This is a genomic window from Rothia mucilaginosa, from assembly GCF_001061665.1.
GTDB lineage: Bacteria > Actinomycetota > Actinomycetes > Actinomycetales > Micrococcaceae > Rothia > Rothia mucilaginosa_A.
This window is the reverse complement of record NZ_JVSP01000002.1, coordinates 155,556-175,332: the sequence shown is the minus strand read 5'-3', so window position 1 is coordinate 175,332 and position 19,777 is coordinate 155,556. Positions and strand designations below refer to the sequence as shown.

The following is a 19,777-nucleotide window of genomic DNA, read 5'->3' as shown; positions in this document are numbered from 1 at the left end:
AAGGGATTTTCCCGCTTAAATATCTGTCGTCCGTCCGCCCCGGGAGCGTGCCGCTCGTCCCGCCAATTGTGATGAGCATTGCGCGCATTTTCCCCGGCCGGATCCCTCTCAAGGAATCTTATGAGCTCACTCGATATTATTGTTGCCGTCCCCTCCGGCGCCGGTTGGGTTCCGGTGCACGCCATGGCGGACCTCCTGGCCCGCTACACCGGCGGCACCGTCCACACCGTCGACGTGGGGGCTTCTCTGTCCAAGGAAACGAAGCTTCTGGCTCGCCTACCGCGGCTCAAGGGCGGCTCTCGCCGCTGCGTGGTCATCGCCTCCGACCCCGGCCAGCTCTACGCCGTCGCGCAGCGTTCCTTCGCGTTCCGCCGCTACGGTGCCATCTACGGTTGGGTCATCGACAGCTTCTGGGACGACCGTATTCCCGCCATTGCGAAGTCCTCGGTCTACGACCGTATCTTCGTCGCCGACGCCGACGACGTCCAGCCCTGGACCGCGGCCGGCGTGAAGACCCCGGGCGTGCTGCCCTGGGGCGCGGACGTGTGGAGCTCCTTCTCGGAGCGTCTTGCGACCCTGCCCTCCAAGACCACCGATCTGCTGCGCGTGGGCCGACAGCCCGCCGCCTACGAGGACGACGAGGCAACCGCCCGCCTGGCCAAGGAGCTGGGTTTGAGCTTCGAGGGCCGCCCGCCCTTTGGCGCGAACGACCGCGAGTCGGCGCAGCACCTGCAGGATTCGCTGAACCGCGCGAAGTTCCTGCTGGCCTTTTCCACCTCGGTGAGCCCCGCCCCCTACACCCACCCCACGAAGGAGTACATCACCGGCCGCTGGACCGATGCTCTGGCCTCCGGCGTCACCGTGGTGGGTCAGGTTCCGAACACGAGCACCGTACGCGAGATTCTCTGGGACGGCGCGACCGTCGATATCGATCACGCGGATGCTTGCGCGGGCCTCGCGCAGGTTGCCGAGGCCGCCTCGCGTTGGACCCCCGAACAGGGTGAGCGTCAGATTCGTCGCGCCCTGGAGCACCTGGACTGGCGCCACCGCTTCGTGGAGCTCTGCGGCGCGATGGGCGAAGTTCCCGCTGCGCTGAAGACCGATTGTGAGGCCATGCGCGCGGAGTACGCCGCGGCGTAGATCCCCCTAGCGCACGACTGATATATAACGCAGGTGCGGGCCGGTTTCTGAGAAGAAACCGGCCCGCACCTGCGTTTATGCCGTATCGGCTATATTGAATACGCTGAGGCTCCGGCAAGGCGGTGGGGCACTCTACGTTCCCCCACCCATCGCGGAGTACAGGGCCTAGTAGGCAGCCTTGCCCAGCGTAATCGGGCCCGTAAAGCCGCTCGTGTCCGGGTGCTCCACGTCGAAGCTCTCAGAGTCGGGGGCGTTCTCGAGCTGGGCCAAACGGTCCAGCAGGAAGCGGGTCGCGCCCGGCGCATAGGGCAGCTGGTACATTGCGGCGGTGGTCGCCTCGTCCTCGCGGTCCAGGGTCGAAGCACGAATAGACTTGATTGCGCTAATCATGGTGTTGCGTTCGCGCTCCACGAAGGTGCGGTCCACGGGCTCGCCATTACCGGGCACGAACACGCGGTAGCGGTCGAATTCCAGCACGGCACCCAGGGTGTCAATCCAACGATCGGGGAAGGAATCCTCGAAGTACGGGTCGGTGCCTTCCTCAATGAGGCCACCCATAAAGAGCACGTCCTCAACGCCGACCATGATGTCGCCGTCCGTGTGGCCGGGACCCATGTACATGAGGGTTGCGCTACGTTCGCCCAGGTCGATCGGGGTGAAGGTGATGCCGTCGCCGTTGTTAGCGACCAGGTGGTTGGGCACGACGATATCGGTGGCGGCACCCTGGTGGTGCGCCATCTCGGGTTCGAGGGTCTCAACGTAGGATCGCTGCGCCGCGCCGTACTTGCGGATGGCGCGAGCGGCGCGGGGGTGCGCCCAGAACTCCTCGACCCCCATAGCCGCGAAGACGTCGTTACCAAAGAATCGTTCGTAGTGGCCGTGGGTGTTCACTACGGTAATCGGAAGTCGGGTGAGGCGGCGAACCTCATCATAAATTTCGGTGGCCTGACGGGGACCGGCGCCGGTATCTACGACCAGTGCCCGTTCCAGTCCGAGAACCAGTCCGGTATTGAGTCGGTAGTTATCCGTCGCGATGCGATACACGCCGTCGGCAAGTTCAATTGTGCGAGCCATAGATACAACCCTACTGGAATTTTTGAGCGATGTTGCGCCATTGCACTCTCAGAGAGCAAGATTTCCCTTTTTGGAAAAGGAAATTGGGCACACTCCGAGAGGTTTTCGGGTTCCGGAGCCCCAGCCGCCCGGCCCGGATCCGCCTTGGTTGCAGTGCTTTCCGCGTAGGATGGAACCATGATTTCTCCAGATTCTTCGAACGATGTTTCCGGTGCGGTTTTCCCCAGCGGCACGGGACGCTACGCCCCCTCCCCCTCGGGCGACCTGCACCTGGGTAATTTGCGCACCGCGATTCTGGCGTGGGCGATGGCTCGCCGCGGCGGTAAGCCCTTCTACGTGCGCGTTGAGGATTTGGACCGTGTGCGGCCCGGTGCTGCGGAACGCCAGCTAGCCGATCTGCAAGCCATGGGCCTGGATTGGGATGTCAGCCCGGGCAGCGCGGCAGAGAGTACCGAGGGTAAGAGGGCCGGCGTCCTCTACCAGAGCACGCGCCTTGCCGCCTACGAGCGTGCGGTTCAGCGCCTGCGCGAGGCGGGCCTCGTGTACGAGTGCTACTGCACCCGTCGCGAGATTCAGGAGGCCTCGAGCGCACCGCACGGCGCCCCGGGCGCCTACCCGGGCACCTGTCGCGGACTGAGCGAGGCGCAGCGCGAGGAGCGCCGCGCCCAGCGTCCGCCGGCTCTGCGCCTGCGCGCCGAGCGCACGAGCTACACGGTGCATGATGATTTTTACGGCCCCTACACCGGGCTGGTGGACGATTTCGTGCTGGTACGCAACGACGGCACCTACGCGTACAACCTGACCTCCGTGGTGGACGACACTTTCGTGGGGGTTGAGCAGATTGTGCGCGGCGATGACCTGCTGCCCTCCGCGCCTCGCCAGGCATATCTGGCGGGCCTGCTGGGTCTGCCGCAGCCGCGCTACGCGCACGTTCCCCTGGCGCTGAACGAAGAGGGTAAGCGCCTGGCCAAGCGTGATGGCGCGGTCACCCTGCCTCAGCTTCAGGAGGCGGGGGTGACCATCCCCGAGGTGCTCGGCTGGATTGCAGCCTCCATTCCGGTGCTGGACGATTCGGGCCGCCCGCATGAGGCTCGGGTTCCGGTGCCGGATGCTTCGGTGATTCTGGAGCGTTTTGACCCGGCCCTCATGTCGCGTGAGCCCTGGGTCGTGCGTAATCTTTAGACCTTCACACCACGTAACGCGGGCTCTTCCTGCCCCGTACCCCCTTCTATGGGCGACACGTTAGACGACACCCCGTCAAGGTTTTTAAACTTTTCGTTTTCTTCGTTTGCATTGAATATGCCGATGCGCGTTTGTGTTGCCTTTGCATAGCTAAGCCCGTGGCACAATGCCCGAAAGCCCTATCACCCCGGGTTTTCGGGCATTTTTTCACACAGATTCCCACTGTCTCCCACACATACGGTTACCCGCAATATTCTATTGATGCATATTTATTTGTTTACCGCATAACTAAATTTCGCAACGACGGTTTTATTTTCCGTTCTGAAGAATCTAGAATGTATCCCAGACCACTTATAAAGTTATGGAGTAGCGTATAAATACACACAGACGCTCACCAACACCAGGAGAGAAGGAAAACAATGGCCGCGAGTACATACCAAATCATCGCGCTGGCGATATATTTTGTCGCCATGATCGCGATTGGCCTGTGGGCCAATAGCAAGAACAACAGCCTCGACGACTACGTGCTGGGTGGACGACAGCTCTCCCCCACCGTCGCCGCACTCTCGGCTGGCGCATCTGACATGTCCGGCTGGCTCCTCATGGGCCTGCCCGGCGCCGTCTACCTCAGCGGCCTCTCCCAGGCTTGGCTCGCCGTCGGCCTGACCATCGGTGCGTGGTGCAACTGGAAGTTCGTGGCACCGCGACTGCGTAGCTACACCGAAGTTGCCGGCGACGCAGTGACCGTCCCCGTCTTCCTGAGCAACCGCCTCAAGGACACCAAGCGTGTGCTGCGCATCGTCTCCGGTGTCGTGATTCTGGTGTTCTTCACCTTCTACGTCTCCTCCGGTATGGTGTCCGGCGGCCTGTTCTTCAAGTCCTCCTTCGGCCAGGAATACCACACCGGCATGCTCCTGCTGGCGGGCATCACCGTGTTCTACACCCTCTTCGGCGGCTTCATGGGCGCCTCCTACACCGACATGGTTCAGGGTCTGCTCATGCTTGCAGCACTCATCGCCGTGCCGGTCATCACCATCATCGATCTTGGCGGTGTAGGCCCGGTGGTTGAATCCATCAGCCAGGTTCGCCCCGACGCCCTCAGCATCTTCGCGGGCACCACCTTCGCCGGTATTATTTCATCCCTCGCCTGGGGTCTGGGATACTTCGGCCAGCCGCACATCATCGTGCGCTTCATGGCAATGCGCACCTCCGCCGACGCAAAGTCCGGCCGCCGCATCGGCATCAGCTGGATGGTTCTGACCGTGTTCGGTGCACTCAGCGGCGCATTCATGGGTATCGCGTACTTTGCACGCCACCCCGAAGCATCCCTCACCAACCCCGAGACCGCAGAGTCCGTGTTCCTGGACCTCTCGCAGATTCTCTTCCACCCCTTCATCGCCGGTCTGATTCTGGCGGCGGTTCTGGCGGCTATTATGTCCACCCTCTCCTCGCAGCTGATTGTGTGCTCCTCCGCTCTGGTGGAGGACCTCTACGGCATCTTCTCCTCGAAGAAGCTCAGCGCCGGCAAGTCCCTGTGGCTCGGCCGTGCAGGCGTGGCAATCGTGGCGCTGGTCGCCGGTGCCCTGGCATGGAACCCCAACAGCTCGATTCTGCAGCTGGTCGCATTCGCTTGGGCTGGCTTCGGTTCGGCCTTCGGCCCGACCGTTCTGCTCTCCCTCTACTGGCGTAAGCTGACCACCCAGGGTGCACTGGCCTCCATGATTACCGGTGCCGTTGTGGCATTCGCATGGGGCCAGAGCCCCATGAAGTCCGTGCTCTACGAAATGGTTCCCGGCTTCGCTTCGGCGCTGCTTGTCGCCATCGTGGTTTCGCTCATGACCTACAAGAAGAACGACGCCATTGACGAAGAGTTCGACCGCGCGGTTGAGCTCGCCAAGGTCAAGTAAAGAGTCTCTTCCCCAAGGCTCGGGCCGCACACACGCGGTCCGGGCCTTGGCCTGTTTATAGGGTCTTAACTTGCCAAGATACAGGTATGAGCGCAAGGACAGAGACCCTTCCCCGCGCATCATATTCTGCTATTGGAATATTATGCCGAGCGTGCTTCGTTCCCCGGCCTCGACGAGCCGCACCGCGGGCACCGTAAAATAGGGTCTATGACTGCACAACTTCCCGAAAAGGTCTCGGACATCTTCAACCCCGCCGACTGGCGCGTCGTCGAAGGCTTCGAAGACTTCACCGACATCACCTACCACCGCCAGGTTGAGCGCGACGAAAACGGCGAAATCCTACGCGATCTGCCCACCGTGCGCATCGCATTCGACCGCCCCGAGGTCCGCAACGCATTCCGCCCGCACACCGTGGACGAACTCTACCGCGCCCTCGACCACGCCCGCATGACCTCCAACGTAGGCACCGTACTGCTCACCGGCAACGGCCCCTCCGCCAAGGACGGCGGCTGGGCATTCTGCTCCGGCGGCGACCAGCGCATCCGCGGCCGCGACGGCTACCACTACGCCAGCGGCGAGACCGCAGAAAGCATCGACCCGGCACGCGCGGGCCGACTGCACATCCTGGAAGTGCAGCGCCTCATCCGCACCATGCCCAAGGTTGTTATCGCCCTCGTCTCCGGCTGGGCAGCGGGTGGGGGCCATTCCCTGCACGTGGTAGCTGACCTGACCATCGCCTCCGAAGAGTACGGCAAGTTCAAGCAGACCGACGCAACCGTCGGCTCCTTCGATGCCGGCTACGGTTCGGCGCTGCTCGCACGCCAGGTGGGTCAGAAGTTCGCCCGCGAAATCTTCTTCCTCGCCAAGGAATACGACGCACAGCGCATGTACGAAATGGGCGCGGTCAACGACGTCGTCCCCCACGCAGAGCTCGAGAACAAGGGCCTAGAATACGCGGCGCACATTGCCCGCCAGTCCCCGCAGGCAATCCGCATGCTCAAGTACGCCTTCAACCTGCCCGACGACGGCATGCTCGGTCAGCAGGTCTTCGCCGGTGAGGCAACCCGTATGGCGTACATGACCGACGAGGCCGTGGAGGGTCGCGACGCGTTCTTGCAGAAGCGTGACCCGGACTGGTCCAACTACCCGTACTACTTCTAAGAGATACTCTTACGCAGAAGTAGTTTCAGATGCATAGGCTCGGAGCCGGATTCAACCCTGAGAACCTCAGTTAAGAATCCGGCTCCGGCGCGTTGTTGGGCGCGTTATTGCAGCCCCGGCGCATGACACGCCACTAGAGCACAGCCGCTACGAACAGCCGCTAAGGACTTTCTATGATTACCACCCCCGTACCCGGGCTCGAGCCCCTACCCGCCCCCGGGGAGGATGCCCTGCACCCTCACGCGGTACGCTTGCGGGCCGATCGACCCGCCGATCCGCGGGCCCTTCTGGATTCTTTCGGGCGAATCTTCGCGGGGAACGATCAGGATTCCGTCGCCCTGCTCGTGGGTACCTCCGGTTCCACCGGAATCCCCAAGCACACCGCGCTGAGCGCCCGGGCCCTGGGGGCGAGCGCGGAGGCTACCGAGGGCTTCTTCAAGAGCGCGGGAAGCGAGGCCTCCCAGTGGCTTCTAGCCTTACCCGCGCACTATGTTGCGGGCGCCCAGGTTCTGGCCCGCTCGGTGCTGGCCGGAACCGAGCCAGTCATCGCACGCTCCGTGACCGAGCCGGTGCACTTTAGCCCCGATGTCTTCCTGCGGGCGGTCGAGCGGCTGAGCTCCACCCGTCGCTTTGTTTCGCTCGTGCCCACCCAGCTGCACAAGCTTCTCGAGACGGCCCGGAACCAGCCGCGCACGGGCGAAGAAATTCACGCCGCGCTCCGCTCCTTTACCGGGATTCTGCTCGGAGGTGCCCCCGCCAGCGCTGACCTGCTCGCAGCCGCCCAAGAGCTGGGGCTCAACGTCGTGACCACCTACGGTAGCGCCGAGACCGCCGGCGGGTGCATCTACTCCGGCCGGGCGCTGCCCGGCGTGCGGGTGGAGCTCATCCCGGAAGAGGGCATGCCGAGCGTGCCCTCCGCGGGTATGGAGCTAACGAATGAGGACCCGGCGCATGAGGATCCGCCGCAGGTTGGTCGCATCTGGATCAGCGGCGCGCATCTGGCGCAGGGCTACCTGGGCGACCCCGGTCGTACCGCAGAGCATTTCTTCGCCGCTGCCGACGGCACCCGCTGGTACCGCACCGACGACTACGGCCTGCTGAGCACTCACGCCCCCGGTGAGCCGTGCATCCTACGCGTGCTGGGGCGTAGCGACGACATCGTCATCACCGGCGGCGTCAAAATTTCGGCCCGCGCGGTAGCTGAGGCTCTTGAGAGCCACCCCGCCGTGCGCGAAGCCCTCGTGTGCGGTCTGCCGGATGCACGCTGGGGCTCCGCCGTGACGGCCGCCCTCACGCTCGTGTCCCCGGCCGAGGGCGCGGCTACGGCCCTCGCCGAGAACGCGGCTACGGCCCTCGCCGAGAACGCGGAGCTACGCGAGGCCCTGCGGAGCCTCTGCATCAAACGCCTGGGTGTGGCGGCGGCGCCCAAGCTGTTGAGCTTCCTGCCCGACTTCCCGCTTACCAGCACTGGCAAACCGGACCGCCGCGAAATATACAGTATCCTGGACAGGGACTATCGGGAGGCCTCGCGCGGATAGTATTCGCGCCGCGGTTCTGCCTCACGGCGCCGTCCCGTACCTCCCGTAGCCCTCCTCACCGCAAACGCATCAACCCCTGGAAGGAACCCCCGTGGCCACTGCCGCTCAATGGATTGAAGGCGCGCGCCTGCGCACCCTGCCGCTTGCCGTCGCTCCCATTATTGCCGGTTCGGCCGCTGCCTACGAGATTGGCGAGTACAAGCCGCTGTACGCCTTCCTGGCCTTCCTGGTCGCGTTTTTCCTGCAGGTGGGCGTGAACTACGCCAACGACTACTCCGACGGCATTAAGGGTACCGACGAAGACCGCGTGGGGCCCCTGCGTCTGGTCGGTTCGGGCGTGGCCAGCCCCCGTTCGGTCAAGTACGCCGCATTCGCGTGCTTCGGTGCGGCAATGCTGGCGGGTCTGGTGCTGGTGGCCCTGGCAAACCAGTGGTGGTTCCTGGCGATTGGCGCCTCGAGCGTCTTTGCGGCCTGGGGCTACACGGGCGGCAAGCACCCCTACGGCTACATGGGCCTGGGTGATGTGTTCGTCTTCGTCTACTTTGGTCTGGTCGCCACCCTGGGCACCCTCTACACGCAGGCCCACACGCTGACCCTGCTGGGCTGGGTGGGGGCTATCGGTATTGGCCTGATTTCCTGCGCACTGCTCATGGCGAATAACGTGCGTGACATCCCCACCGATATCGAGGCCGGCAAGCTGACCCTTGCGGTGCGCCTGGGCGAGCGCTGGTCGCGCGTCGCCTACATCGCAGAGATGGCCCTCGCGCTGCTCCTGACCGTCCTGCTGCTCGACCAGAACCCCTGGTTCATGCTGGTCTTCGTGCTCGTGGGCCCGACCGTTCACTCCTGCATGACTGTGTGGATGCGTGGTGGCCGCGAGCTGATTCCCGTGCTGAAGCAGGCTGGCATCGTGGCGCTCGTGTACTCGGTGCTCCTGGCGCTGGCCGTGTGGCTGGGTTCGCTGGATATCATCAGCCACGAAATTCAGGTGTTCACCGGCTACTAAGCCGCCGGAGCCCTCCCAAAGTTTTGCTCCTTCGATACCGCACGGCGGCGGTGGATCAGTCCTGAGCTGACTCGCTTTTGGCGACGACCCGCGATATGTCATAGTGGTTCTATGTTTCGAGCCATGCTGATTATTGGTGCGGGCGCCCTCGTGGTGGGCCTGACCATCTACGCCCTTCTGGATGCCGTGCGCACCCCCGCGCGCGAGGAGCGTACCCTGCCCAAGTGGCTGTGGGTTCTCGTCACCCTGTTCTTCCCTGTGGTGGGTCCCGTGCTGTGGTTGCTGCTGGGCCGCCCCAAGCGGGAGCGCGGCGCCCGCGGCTCTATCTCTCTGCCCGGCGCGGCTCAGCGAGGCAACACCCCCTCGATGGCTTCCCCCGACGACGATGAGGCCTACCTGCGCTGGCTCAAGGCGAAGGCCGAGCGCGAACGCGCCAGCCGCGAGGCGGAGCGCGCATCTCGAGAAGCCGGCACCGACGGGCACAAGGATTCTAACCCCGAACATAAACGGCCCGAAAATGAAGGGACCGAAGGCGAACCTCCCGAGGACGACCCGAGCCGATAGCCCGGTACGATTCCCCATTCTTAACGCAGGCTGCGGGGCGCATCCCTCAATGGATGCGCCCCGCAGCCTTAGCTATACCCGCGAATAACGCGCGTGACTTAGCTTCCGGGAAGCTGGATAACGCCACCGTACAGCGGTGCGGCAGGCTCGGAGTAGCCCGCGAAGCGCGGCATCTCGTGCTCGAAGTCCACGGTGCTGAACGCGAGGGTCGTAATCGAGGCGAGGTTACACTCGCGGGAACGCGGGTCGTGCTGCAGCAGGCGACCCTCCACACCCAGGCGAGTAATCCAGATCGGTAGCTGGTGCGAGACGATGATCGCCTCCGCACCCTCGCCGCCGATTTCGTAGGCGCGACGGGCGGCGTCCTGAACGGCCGCGGCCATGCGGCGTACCTGCTCCAGGTAGGACTCGCCCCAGGAGGGACGGGCCGGGTTGTAGAGCTTCGTCCAGTGACGCGGGTTGCGCAGAAGCTCCTGCGCGTTCACGTGCAGGCCCTCAAAGTAGTTATCGGCCTCGATGACGCGTTCGTCAGGCTGGGCGGTCAGCCCCAGCAGCTCCTCGACGGGTGCGGCCGACTCGCGGGTGCGCTGCAGGGGTGAGCAGACCAGGTGCACGAAGCGGGCGCCGTCTTCAGCGCGTGCCGCGAACTCCTCGGCGCTCAGACGCACCATCTGCCGGCCCTTCTCGGACAGGCGGTAACCGGGAAGGCGGCCGTACACGATACGTTCGGGGTTGTGCACCTCACCGTGGCGCATGAGATGAACTTTAACGGTGTGAGTTTCAGTCATGGGTCCAGTCTCTCAGATAGCGGCCCCCACCCCCAAACAGCGAGAACGCGAAAGCCCCGCTCCTCGTGCAAGAGGGCGGGGCGAAAGAAGTCTATTTACTTCTTGTTGCGGCGCTGGTGGCGGGTCTTACGAAGCAGCTTGCGGTGCTTCTTCTTGGACATACGCTTGCGGCGCTTCTTGATAACGGAACCCATAGGATTTCCTCACTTTACTCGTACCCGGCCGAGCCATTCGACTCGGTAGCTACCCGGGAATATGTATACCGGTATAACCGATCCGGAACGCATTTTAGGCACAGAAATACCCTGCGTTTCGGAGCGCTACCTACCTAGAGTACTAGGTTTGCACCCATTTTCACCATTCGAGAGCCGGTTTTGAGGAGTTTTTCCCCGTTTTTCCGGATCTTCCCGGGGCTAAGCCGGGCTAAAACGGTGTTTCCGAAAGCCTAGCGACGCTTCTTCTTGGACTTCTTCGAGCCCTTGGAACGGCCCTTCGACAGGGCGGAGCCAGAGGTGTGAGTTGAAGAAGCGGCGTCGGCGTTTGCGGGTGCGGAGGTTTCGCCGGGCTCGACGGATTCGACCGGCTCTGCCTCGGAGCCCTCCACCGCGGGCTCCTCGAGGGCACCAGAATCAGCGGTAGCGAGCTCGGGCTCCTCATCGGCGGAGTCCTCGGATGCGGCGGCGTGGAAAGCCTTGAGACGCTCGGCGCGCTCGGCCTCGGCACGGGCCAGGGCCTCGGCGTCCGGTGCGGTTACCTTCTCCTCGGCGTCCTTTTCTTCAGCCGGTTCGGGGGCCTGCTCCGCGTCACCGCGCGAGGCGGGCTCGTACACGTCCACACCGAAGAATCGCTTCATCTTGGACAGCAGACCGCGGCGCTCCGGCTCCTGATCCTGCTCGTGCGGGAGCATCGCGTAGGTATCTTGAAGCGTCGCGGCCGCCTCTAGACGGTTCGAGAGCTCGGCCGAGGGCTCCTCATGCGCCTGCTGAGCGGCCGGCTGGGCGGACTCGGGGGCGGCGGCCTTCCGAGCGGGTGCCTCCACGCTTTCGCGCGAGGGAGCGCGCAGCACGCGGTCGCCGGAGGAAGCGGCGGGCTCGGCGGCGCGGGACGCAAGCACGCTCGGGGCAACCAGGGTGCGGCTACGATCCACGGGCTTGATGATGGTGGCGCGCACCGGGGAAATAATCTGGCCGCTACGGCGACGGGACGTACCGGATGCCGCACGCAGAACCTTTGCGGGTTCCGCCGGCTCCTCGGCGGGAGCGGACTGCAGGGTCCGCTGAGCGTCACGGGCATCGGCCCGAGCCGGCTCGGGGGTGTTCTGCGCGGAAAGGTTCTGCGCGGAGCCGCCCTGCCACGGGGCGCCGGCACTCTGCGCGGGCTGGGCTACCTGAGCCTGGGGAGCACGGGTCGCCGTGCGGGGGCGCGGGGTGCCGAAGCTCAGCGGCACATCCGCGCTCACGGAGCGCGCCGAGCGGGCGGGGGCCTCGGCGCGCGGAGACTCGGCCTTCTGGGGCTCGGTCTTCGAGCGGGCGGGCTGCGCCTGAACCGACTGTACGGGCTCGGGAGCCTTCACCTCGGCAGGTGCGGGGGCCGAAATCACGGGCGCAACGGTCTCACTCCGGGGTTCCTCCGCGGGACCATCCGAAACGGGCTGTGCATCGCCGGAAACCTCAACGCCGGCAACCGCAAAATCTGCATCCGAGAATGAGGGGTCATCGGCAATGGCCTCGTCGAAATCTTCAACCAGGTCGTCGGCCTCAAAATCCTCCAGCTCAACCGGGGCGAAGGAGGCCGCCGCCGGCTCACCGGGTAGCCCGTTCGCGGAGGTCGCTTCTTCCTCCAGGTCAATGCCCGCCTCGGAATACATGCCGCGTAGCTGGCCAATCACCAGTGCGCGCGCCGTCGCAGCATCGCCGGCCTTCAGGGCCTCGGCAATGGCACGGCTCTCGGCGCGCAGACGCTCCACGGCGCTACTCCACAGCGGCATGCGGCCAACCAGGGAGAGCATCGATTCGAAGCTCGGCTGACGCACGGACGCCAGAAGACCGACCAGTAGCTCGTTGCCGGCGCAACGCATCACCTGGTGGTGGAAGCTCAGCAGAAGCTCCAGGAAATCGCGGATGGACAGGTCGAAGTCTTCCATCTGGGCGAGGACGTCGTCCATCTCGGCAAAGGACACGGTCTTCGGATCAATACGCGCAATCGCCCAGCTCTCCAGCAGAATTCGTGTCTGCACCAGGTCACGCGTGGGGTAGCGCGAGCTCGACATGTGCAGGCGCAGGGCGGCACTTGCGGCGGCGGCAGGCTCATCACTCAGGTGAACCAGCATCTCCTTGCCACGACCGGTGTAGAGCTGCACCAGGTCCATGTCTTCAAGGGTTCGCAGGGCGTCGCGGGTGCGAGATCGTCCCACGCCAATCGCGCGCGCAATCTCGCTGTCCGTGGGCAGGTCCTGGCCCAGCTGAATATTACCTTCGAACAATTCGTTCTCGAGCCAGCGCAGAATTTTACGATGAATAGCCACGTGTATGCTGTCTTTCGCTTAAAGAGGTGAGTGAGAGTGGGTGTTTGAGGACAGGGGGTAGCGCGCAGGGCGCAGGATGCGTAGGCTAACGGCGGCGGCCACGCAGGAAGCCGAAGAGGCCACCGCGGTGTTCCTTCTCCTTGGACTCCTGGGCGGGGACGTACGCCGAGTTGTAGGCGGGCATCGTCTGGTATTCGGGTTCGCTCTGCGCGGGCTCGGCAGGTGCGGATTCGGGTTCCTCGGGGGTTTCCTCGGAGGCTTCTTCAGAGCCCTCGGCCTGTTCCGACGCCTCTTCTGCCGTCGCAGAATCCTCTGCCGGAGCAGCTGCGGAATCTTCTGCGGGTTCAATTGCAGGAGCCGCTACGGTAGCTTCTTCGGAGCTCTCGGAGGAGTCTTCCACGGCGGCGCTTGCCTCAGCGGTGCCTTCCTCAGCTGCGCTTTCCTCGACGATGGGCTGAACCGATCCGCCCACCACGGCAGCGGGATCGATGCCGTAGGAAGAGGCCGAGTCGAAGCCGTAACCGGAGGACACGGAAACCGCGGGGCTCTCCGTCTTCTCGACGGGCTTTTCGCTCTTTGCGGGTTCCTCGACGGGTTCTGCGGTGGCAGTGGGAGCAACCTGCACCTCGGGGTGGGCGGTGCGGCCCGCGTCGTAGCCATAGGAGGCGGGGGTGAAGGGACGCATCGGGGTGCTGTCTACCGCTTCCTCATGCTCGGGGATGCCCTGAGATTCAGAGTCTCGAGTGGTCTCGCTTGCGGCGGCGGGCGATGCTTCGGCGGGTGCCGGGTGCGCCGGGCGGGCGATGATGCGCGTGTTGGGGGTAATGTACTGGGCGCGGGCACGACGGATTCGCTCCTGCTCCAGTTCCTCCGCGGTGGGCTGGGCCTCGGCTGCAGGCTGCTCTGCGGACTGTGCCGCGGGCTTTTCCTCGGGGGCTTCAACAGCCTTGGGCTCGGCGACCTTCTCGGCTGCCGGCTCGGTGGCGACGGCTTCGACCTTTTCTGTGGGGGCGTGCTCGCTAGACAGGGTGGCACCGCCGGGCAGGGCCACCGGCGCTTCGCTGGCGCGGCGTGCAATCTGAACCGTCTCGTTAATCCAATCGGTGACGGTTGCGAACACCTCGGGGTTCAGCGAGTAGAGGCGACGCTGCCCCTCCACCGTCACGGAGACGACGTCTGCATCGCGGAGGACTTTAAGGTGCTTTGAGATGGTCGGCTGGCTCATGCTCAGCTTTTCAACAACAGCACCCACCGTATGGGTTTGCTCGGCGAGGATACGCACGATTCGACGACGGGTAGGGTCCGCGATGACAGAAAAAACATCAGAATGCATATAGCGATTATGACATATAAAAGGGGCACCTCAAGCTAAGAATGAGGGTGATGCGGAGAATCCCCTTAAATTTTTTATGCTCTGCACCCCATAAGAACCTCTCGCACGTTCGTTTCGGCTCGTCTTCTCTAGAAATCTCGACCAGATCCACGGCACATGCTCTTTTGATAGCCACCAAACGTTTCAGAGCATTAGAAATTGGGCATACACGGTTATCACGGCAATTTTTAGACAGAATATTCTTATAAGAGAATATAGTGTTTCCCGTGGATTTCTGGAGGTTCCGAGGCTCAATAGCCTTCGAATTCCCAAAAGCGCGAAGGCAAGCCCGCAGAAGAACCATCGGCCCCGCGCGAAGACTCCCGCGTCGTGTGCCTTCGCTCCTGTCCATCGCCTCGGTTCTGAACGCTCGGCGCGATACACTAGGAAGGCACCATTTTGTGCTTTTCTCTATCCTCGCACCCGCATCGCGCACCCCGTCCACGAGCTCATGAAGGAGGCGCATGGGAAACATATTCCGTCACCCACGGCGCCGTCCTCGACGCCCTTATCGCAGCCGCAACGGCTCGCAGAATCTTCTCAACCCCCGTTGGAGCTCCCTCAGCGGTATTCAGCATAAGTACCGCCCCGGCGAGCATAACGAGAGCTACCGCGAGCGCATCGAAGAGCTTGAAGGCCTGAGCGTCCTCGCGAGCGTCCCGGGTCTCAAACTGGACAGGTTGCCCGCGCTCCGCGACCGTCACGAGCACTCCGGTACCCGCCGTCAGCCGAAGGGCCCTCTCGGGTTCAACCGGTACACTCTCGAACGCTTCCGCGATTTCATTGACGCAACCGTTCTATCCTCGCCCTCGCGTACCGCAATCGGCGCGTTCCTTCTGGTCATCATCTTCTTCACGCTTGCCCTGCTACTGCCCATCTCTTCCAACGATGGGCAGCCGGCCCCCTTCCACCACGCCTTCTTTACCTCTACCAGCGCGGTGACCGTTACGGGTCTGACCACCGTCTCCACCGCCGAGCAGTGGTCAACCTTCGGGCAGGCCATGATTCTGGTGGCCTGCCAGGTGGGCGGTCTGGGTACTCTGACGATCACCTCGCTGCTGGCACTAGCCATCGGCCGCAAGATGGGCCTGCGCACCAAGCTCATCGCGCAGGAAGACCTGAACATCAGCCGTCTCGGCGAGGTCGGCGGCATCGTCAAAAGCGTTTCCTATGCTTCCTTCTCCATTGAGGCGATCATTGCGCTCGTGCTGATTCCGCGTTTCCTGACCCTGGGTGAAGACCCCTTCCAGGCCATCTGGCACAGCATTTTCTACTCTGTCTCGGCCTTCAACAATGCCGGTTTCACCCCGCACTCCGACGGCATTGTGCCCTACGGCCACGATCTTTTCCTACTCGTACCCATCTGTATTGCCGTGTTCCTGGGGTCGCTCGGTTTCCCCGTTTTCATTGCGATTCAGCGCAATCCTTTCCGCCCCCGGCACTGGTCGCTCACGGCTAAGCTGACCACCGTGACGACCCTGTTCTTTTTCGTCTTCGGCGCGTTCTTCTGGGGTCTTTTTGAATGGAATAACCCCGCCACCATCGGCGGCTACTCCCCCGGAGAGAAGGTTCTCAACGCGATATTCGCCTCCGTGATGATGCGTTCGGGCGGTTTTAACCTGGTCGATATGAGCAGTATCGCCCCCGTCTCCACGCTCCTGACGGATATGCTCATGTTCATTGGCGGCGGCTCCGGCTCCACCGCGGGCGGCGTGAAGGTCACCACCATCGCGGTCATTGCCCTGTCGATTCTTGCCGAAGCGCGAGGCGATCAGAAGGTCGTCGCGTTCAACCGCACCATCCCCGAGTCCTCCCTGCGCATTGCCATCTCCGTGATTGTTATGGGTGCTACCGTGGTGGGTGTTGGCTCAGCGGCAATTCTGATTATTAGCGGCGCGGACCTCAAGGAAGTAATCTTCGAGGTCATCTCCGCCTTCGCGACCTGCGGCCTCTCAGACGGCCTCTCCTCCAACCTGCCGCCGGCGGGCATCTACGTTCTCAGCGTGCTGATGCTCATCGGCCGTGTGGGTACAACAACCGCCGCGACCGGCCTGGCGCTACGTTCACGCCGCCGCCTCTACAAGTTCCCCGAAGAAAGGCCCACCATTGGCTAGTGCACATAACGATCCCGTCCTCGTGATTGGCCTGGGCCGCTTCGGTTCCGCGGTGGCCGCCCAGCTGCGCGTGCAGAACAAGGAGGTCCTCGCGATTGAGAAGGACCCCGAGCTGGTGCAGAAGTGGTCGGGCGTGCTGACCCACGTGGTCTCTGCAGACGCGACCGATATCGACACCCTGCACCAGTTGGGTGCAGATGATTTCGGGTCCGCCGTGGTGGGTGTGGGCACCTCGATTGAGGCGTCCGTGCTCATTACCGCAAACCTCGTGGACCTGGGCGTGGAACGCATCTGGGCGAAGGCCATCACCCCCGCGCACGGCAAGATTCTGGAGCGCATCGGCGCGCACCACGTGGTCTACCCGGAGGCTGACGCCGGCCGCCGCGCCGCGCACCTGGTCTCGGGCCGTCTGCTGGACTATATCGAGTTCGACGACGACTTCGCGATTGCGAAGATGCGCCCGCCGAAGGAGACCCACGGCTTCACGCTGGCGGAGTCGGATATTCGCGCAAAGTACGGCGTGTCCGTGGTCGGCATCAAGTCCCCCGGTGAGGATTTCACCTACGCGGACGCAACCACCCGCATTCATTCACGTGACATTCTGATCGTCTCGGGCCAGGTGGACCTGATTGAGCGCTTCGCGGCGCGGCCCTAAAAGCACTTTTCCTCGCTACTTTGAGGAGCCCGCGAATATACATAGAAAACAGCCTCTTCCCGAAGTTCCGGGAAGAGGCTGTTTTCATAGTTTTGCCCAGTAGTTTTACCCAGTGCGGGTGGCGCTACCGAACGGTATTAGTCCTCGTCAGCGGTATACAGCTTGCTCATTTCTGCCGAACGTTCCGCGCAGGCGCGCATCGCGTCCTCGGTCAGCTGGAAGAGGCCACCGTCCACGAAGGTGTTCAGCGCACGCTCGGTGGTGCCGTTCGGGCTGGTCACGGCGCGGCGTAGGGCGGGCGCATCCGGGTTGGCGTCGAGCAGGTAGCCCGCGCCGGCAACGGTTGCGCTGGCCAGCTTGAGGGCGGTGTCTGCGTCCAGGCCGAGCTTCTCGCCGGCGGCTGCCATCGCCTCCGCAAGCAGGAACGCGTATGCCGGGCCGGAACCGGAGACGGCGGTGACCGCATCCATCTGATCTTCGCGGACCTCAACGACCAAGCCGACGGTACCCAGGACCTCTTCGACGAGCTTCTTCTGCTCGTCCTTCACGGTGTCGGTGGTGGAGATGGCAAGCACGCCCTTGCCCACGGAGGAGGGGGTGTTCGGCATACAGCGAACAATGGGCTGACCTGCGGGAAGGCACTCGGCGAGGGTTTCGAGGGTCACGCCAGCAGCAACGGACACCACAACAGCGTTAGGTGCGAGGGCGGGTGCGATATCGCGGGCAAGCTCAACGATGCCGTAGGGCTTCACGCCGAGCAGCACAACGTCCGCGTGGGCGGTTGCCTTGTGGTTGCCGTCGGCTTCGCCGCCGGTGGTGATGATTTCTACCTTGTCGCCGAGGCGCTGGGCGAGGGCGGCGCGGGATTCTTCGCTACGCACGGTAGCGCGGATGTGTGCGGGGTCGTGGCCTGCAGCGAGCAGGCCCGCGGCGATGGAGCCGTTCATGGAGCCGGTGCCGAGAAAAGCAATAGTTGCGGTCATCGTTGATCCTTCCGTATGTGGTGCCTGCGCCGGGTGCCGCCGGTGTGTTCCGGGGCTACTGTTCTGTGCGCGGCGGGCGCGTGGAGGCGTACCCTTCCAGCATAGCGGGTGCGGCTACGGGCATGTGACCTGGCTCGTGTTTCTTCCGCGTTTTCTGGGCGGCGGCTTCACCTCATGCTCCACGACCCAATGCGCGGGGCTCCGCTTCTCACGTTCTGGCATGCCGGGGAGGGCGTAATTCTGCGGGCGTAGAATGAAAACAGCTCCACCCGCGGCAGTTTGTGCCGGGCATGAAGCCTTCAAACCACACAGCACGCAACACGCAAACCCCTTTTTTCTATGTCTTCTCATACTGGTTCTTCCTCGAATTCTTCCTCGAATAGCCCGCAGAATTCTGCGGGTTCCCGTTCTTTTTCGTTTCGCCTCCTGCTGGGGCTGACCCTCGCTGCGCTGGTCACGGGCGTGCTCAGCGGCTTGGGCGCGATTGCCCTGCACTATGTGCTGGACTTTATGCAGGAGCTCGCGTTCGGCCATTCTGAGGGCCACCACCCGATGGTGACCGACGGTGCCGACCCGGCACGCCGTGCGCTGGTGCTCGCGGCGTTGGGCCCGTTCGTGGCGCTGGTCTGGTACTACCTGCAGTCGGGTGGTCGGCGCGTGGTGAGCGTGAAGGCGCAGATTGCGGGCGCTACCGAGGAGGACCTTAAGCCTTCGCTGTGGCGGCAGATTTCCCATTCGGTGATTCAGATTGTTGCGGTGGGTGTGGGCTCTCCTGTGGGTAAGGAGGTCGCGCCGCGTGAGCTGGGGGCCCTGGCCGCGGGTCGATGCGCGCATCTGCTGGAGCGTATTGGCGGCACCCGTCCGGATGGTTCGCTACTGCTGGGCGATCGCGAGCGTCGCCTGCTGGTGGCGGCGGGTGCGGCGTCCGGCCTGGCGGCTGTGTATCAGGTGCCGATTGGTGGCCTGGTGTACCTCATCGAGGCGATGGCCGCGGGTCTGAGCCTGTGGTCGCTGTATGTGGGTGCGGTGACGGTGTGGACGGCGACGGTCACGGCGAATCTGGTGATTTCGAATGCGCCGACGTACCCGGTGCCGCAGCTTCCGTTGGATGGGACGACGCTGACCGTGGCGGCGTTGACGGGTGTGGTGTTGACTCCGCTGGCGTTGGGTTTTAGGGCGCTGTCGCAGCGTGCGGAGAAGATTAAGGCGAAGGACCGTTCTCTTCTGTGGCGTATTCCTGTGGCGTTTGCGCTGGTCGCGGTGGTTTCGCTGTGGCTTCCGGAGATTCTGGGCAATGGTCGTCTGCTGACTCAGCACACGTTTAATGTGTCGTTGGATGCGACGGCTGGCGGTCTGTCTGCGGCGGCGGCAGTGTATGTGTTGGCGTTGGCTGTTGCGAAGGCTGCCGTGGTGCTGTTGAGCCTGCGTTCGGGTTCGTACGGTGGCACGCTGACGCCGGGTTTGGCGTTGGGTGCGGCGGCCGCGTTTAGCGTGGCGGCGTTGGTACTGTGGGCGTTCCCCGCTTTGGGCGGGGTGCCGGGTGGTGCGTCGATGGTGTTATATGCGGCGGCGCTGACGGGCACGGCGGCGTTTTTGGGTATTTCGATGAATGCGCCGCTGTCTGCGCTGACTCTGTTGATTGGTTTTACGGGTCAGGGTGCGAGTGCGTGGCTGCCGATGGCGGTTGCGGTGGGTACGGCGGTGCTGACCCGCTGGGCGTGGACGCGAGTGTTCGGAGTCAAGAAGTAGATTGCAGAAATAGGGGCGGC

The 19,777-nt window shown here is 63.7% G+C and carries 16 protein-coding genes; 10 read left to right on the top strand and 6 right to left on the bottom strand.

All coding sequences use genetic code 11. The features are described 5' to 3' along the window. Positions 1–120 precede the first annotated feature (120 nt). On the top strand, positions 121–1,140 hold the full coding sequence (locus ADJ95_RS01070) for a glycosyltransferase (protein WP_049331746.1): 1,020 nt from the start codon (positions 121–123) through the stop codon (positions 1,138–1,140). 165 nt (positions 1,141–1,305) lie between these two features. On the opposite strand, the gene ADJ95_RS01065 is transcribed toward ADJ95_RS01070, so the two are convergent. Further along, entirely contained in the window at positions 1,306–2,214 is a 909-nt protein-coding gene (locus ADJ95_RS01065; protein ID WP_049331743.1) for an MBL fold metallo-hydrolase, read from the bottom strand. 177 nt (positions 2,215–2,391) lie between these two features. Between ADJ95_RS01065 and gluQRS the strand changes: the two genes are divergently transcribed. The 6 genes from gluQRS to ADJ95_RS01035 all read left to right on the top strand — a co-directional run bounded on the left by gluQRS (position 2,392) and on the right by ADJ95_RS01035 (position 9,572). Next, positions 2,392–3,396, top strand: coding sequence for a tRNA glutamyl-Q(34) synthetase GluQRS (gluQRS, locus tag ADJ95_RS01060; RefSeq protein ID WP_049331740.1), 1,005 nt, complete (start codon positions 2,392–2,394; stop codon positions 3,394–3,396). 419 nt (positions 3,397–3,815) lie between these two features. Continuing rightward, on the top strand, positions 3,816–5,303 hold the full coding sequence (putP, locus tag ADJ95_RS01055) for a sodium/proline symporter PutP (protein WP_049331739.1): 1,488 nt from the start codon (positions 3,816–3,818) through the stop codon (positions 5,301–5,303). A gap of 207 nt (positions 5,304–5,510) precedes the next feature. Then, the gene (locus tag ADJ95_RS01050) at positions 5,511–6,464 is read left to right on the top strand and encodes a 1,4-dihydroxy-2-naphthoyl-CoA synthase (RefSeq protein ID WP_049331736.1); all 954 of its coding nucleotides are present in this window, start codon (positions 5,511–5,513) and stop codon (positions 6,462–6,464) included. A gap of 173 nt (positions 6,465–6,637) precedes the next feature. Beyond that, positions 6,638–8,002, top strand: a complete 1,365-nt coding sequence (locus ADJ95_RS01045; protein ID WP_049331734.1) for an AMP-binding protein — start codon at positions 6,638–6,640, stop codon at positions 8,000–8,002. Positions 8,003–8,093: 91 nt separating this feature from the next. After that, positions 8,094–9,008, top strand: coding sequence for a 1,4-dihydroxy-2-naphthoate polyprenyltransferase (locus ADJ95_RS01040; protein ID WP_049331731.1), 915 nt, complete (start codon positions 8,094–8,096; stop codon positions 9,006–9,008). A gap of 111 nt (positions 9,009–9,119) precedes the next feature. Further along, positions 9,120–9,572, top strand: a complete 453-nt coding sequence (locus tag ADJ95_RS01035) for a PLD nuclease N-terminal domain-containing protein (protein ID WP_049331729.1) — start codon at positions 9,120–9,122, stop codon at positions 9,570–9,572. Positions 9,573–9,670: 98 nt separating this feature from the next. Here ADJ95_RS01035 and ADJ95_RS01030 read toward each other — a convergent pair whose 3' ends face one another. The 4 genes from ADJ95_RS01030 to ADJ95_RS01020 all read right to left on the bottom strand — a co-directional run bounded on the left by ADJ95_RS01030 (position 9,671) and on the right by ADJ95_RS01020 (position 14,217). Next, positions 9,671–10,360, bottom strand: a complete 690-nt coding sequence (locus ADJ95_RS01030; protein ID WP_049331726.1) for a histidine phosphatase family protein — start codon at positions 10,358–10,360, stop codon at positions 9,671–9,673. Between the two features lie 95 nt (positions 10,361–10,455). Continuing rightward, positions 10,456–10,554 (bottom strand): 30S ribosomal protein bS22, encoded by a 99-nt coding sequence (locus tag ADJ95_RS09075; RefSeq protein WP_005504750.1) that lies wholly within the window; start codon positions 10,552–10,554, stop codon positions 10,456–10,458. A 251-nt stretch (positions 10,555–10,805) separates the two neighbouring features. Continuing rightward, the gene (locus ADJ95_RS01025; RefSeq protein ID WP_049331724.1) at positions 10,806–12,884 is read right to left on the bottom strand and encodes an FCD domain-containing protein; all 2,079 of its coding nucleotides are present in this window, start codon (positions 12,882–12,884) and stop codon (positions 10,806–10,808) included. 85 nt (positions 12,885–12,969) lie between these two features. After that, a complete protein-coding gene (locus ADJ95_RS01020) occupies positions 12,970–14,217 on the bottom strand; it encodes an ArsR/SmtB family transcription factor (protein WP_049331721.1) in 1,248 nt (415 codons plus the stop codon). Positions 14,218–14,720: 503 nt separating this feature from the next. Here ADJ95_RS01020 and ADJ95_RS01015 point away from each other — a divergent pair. Together ADJ95_RS01015 and ADJ95_RS01010 are read left to right on the top strand one after the other, a co-directional pair. Continuing rightward, entirely contained in the window at positions 14,721–16,370 is a 1,650-nt protein-coding gene (locus tag ADJ95_RS01015; RefSeq protein WP_049331717.1) for a TrkH family potassium uptake protein, read from the top strand. Next, positions 16,363–17,025: a potassium channel family protein gene (locus ADJ95_RS01010; protein ID WP_049331713.1), complete on the top strand. Its 663-nt coding sequence runs from the start codon at positions 16,363–16,365 to the stop codon at positions 17,023–17,025. Before ADJ95_RS01015 ends, ADJ95_RS01010 begins: the two co-directional genes overlap by 8 nt. Positions 17,026–17,162: 137 nt before the next feature. On the opposite strand, the gene proC is transcribed toward ADJ95_RS01010, so the two are convergent. After that, on the bottom strand, positions 17,163–18,008 hold the full coding sequence (gene proC, locus ADJ95_RS01005; protein WP_049331710.1) for a pyrroline-5-carboxylate reductase: 846 nt from the start codon (positions 18,006–18,008) through the stop codon (positions 17,163–17,165). 339 nt (positions 18,009–18,347) lie between these two features. Between proC and ADJ95_RS01000 the strand changes: the two genes are divergently transcribed. Beyond that, a complete protein-coding gene (locus ADJ95_RS01000) occupies positions 18,348–19,757 on the top strand; it encodes a chloride channel protein (protein WP_049331707.1) in 1,410 nt (469 codons plus the stop codon). Positions 19,758–19,777: the final 20 nt, after the last annotated feature.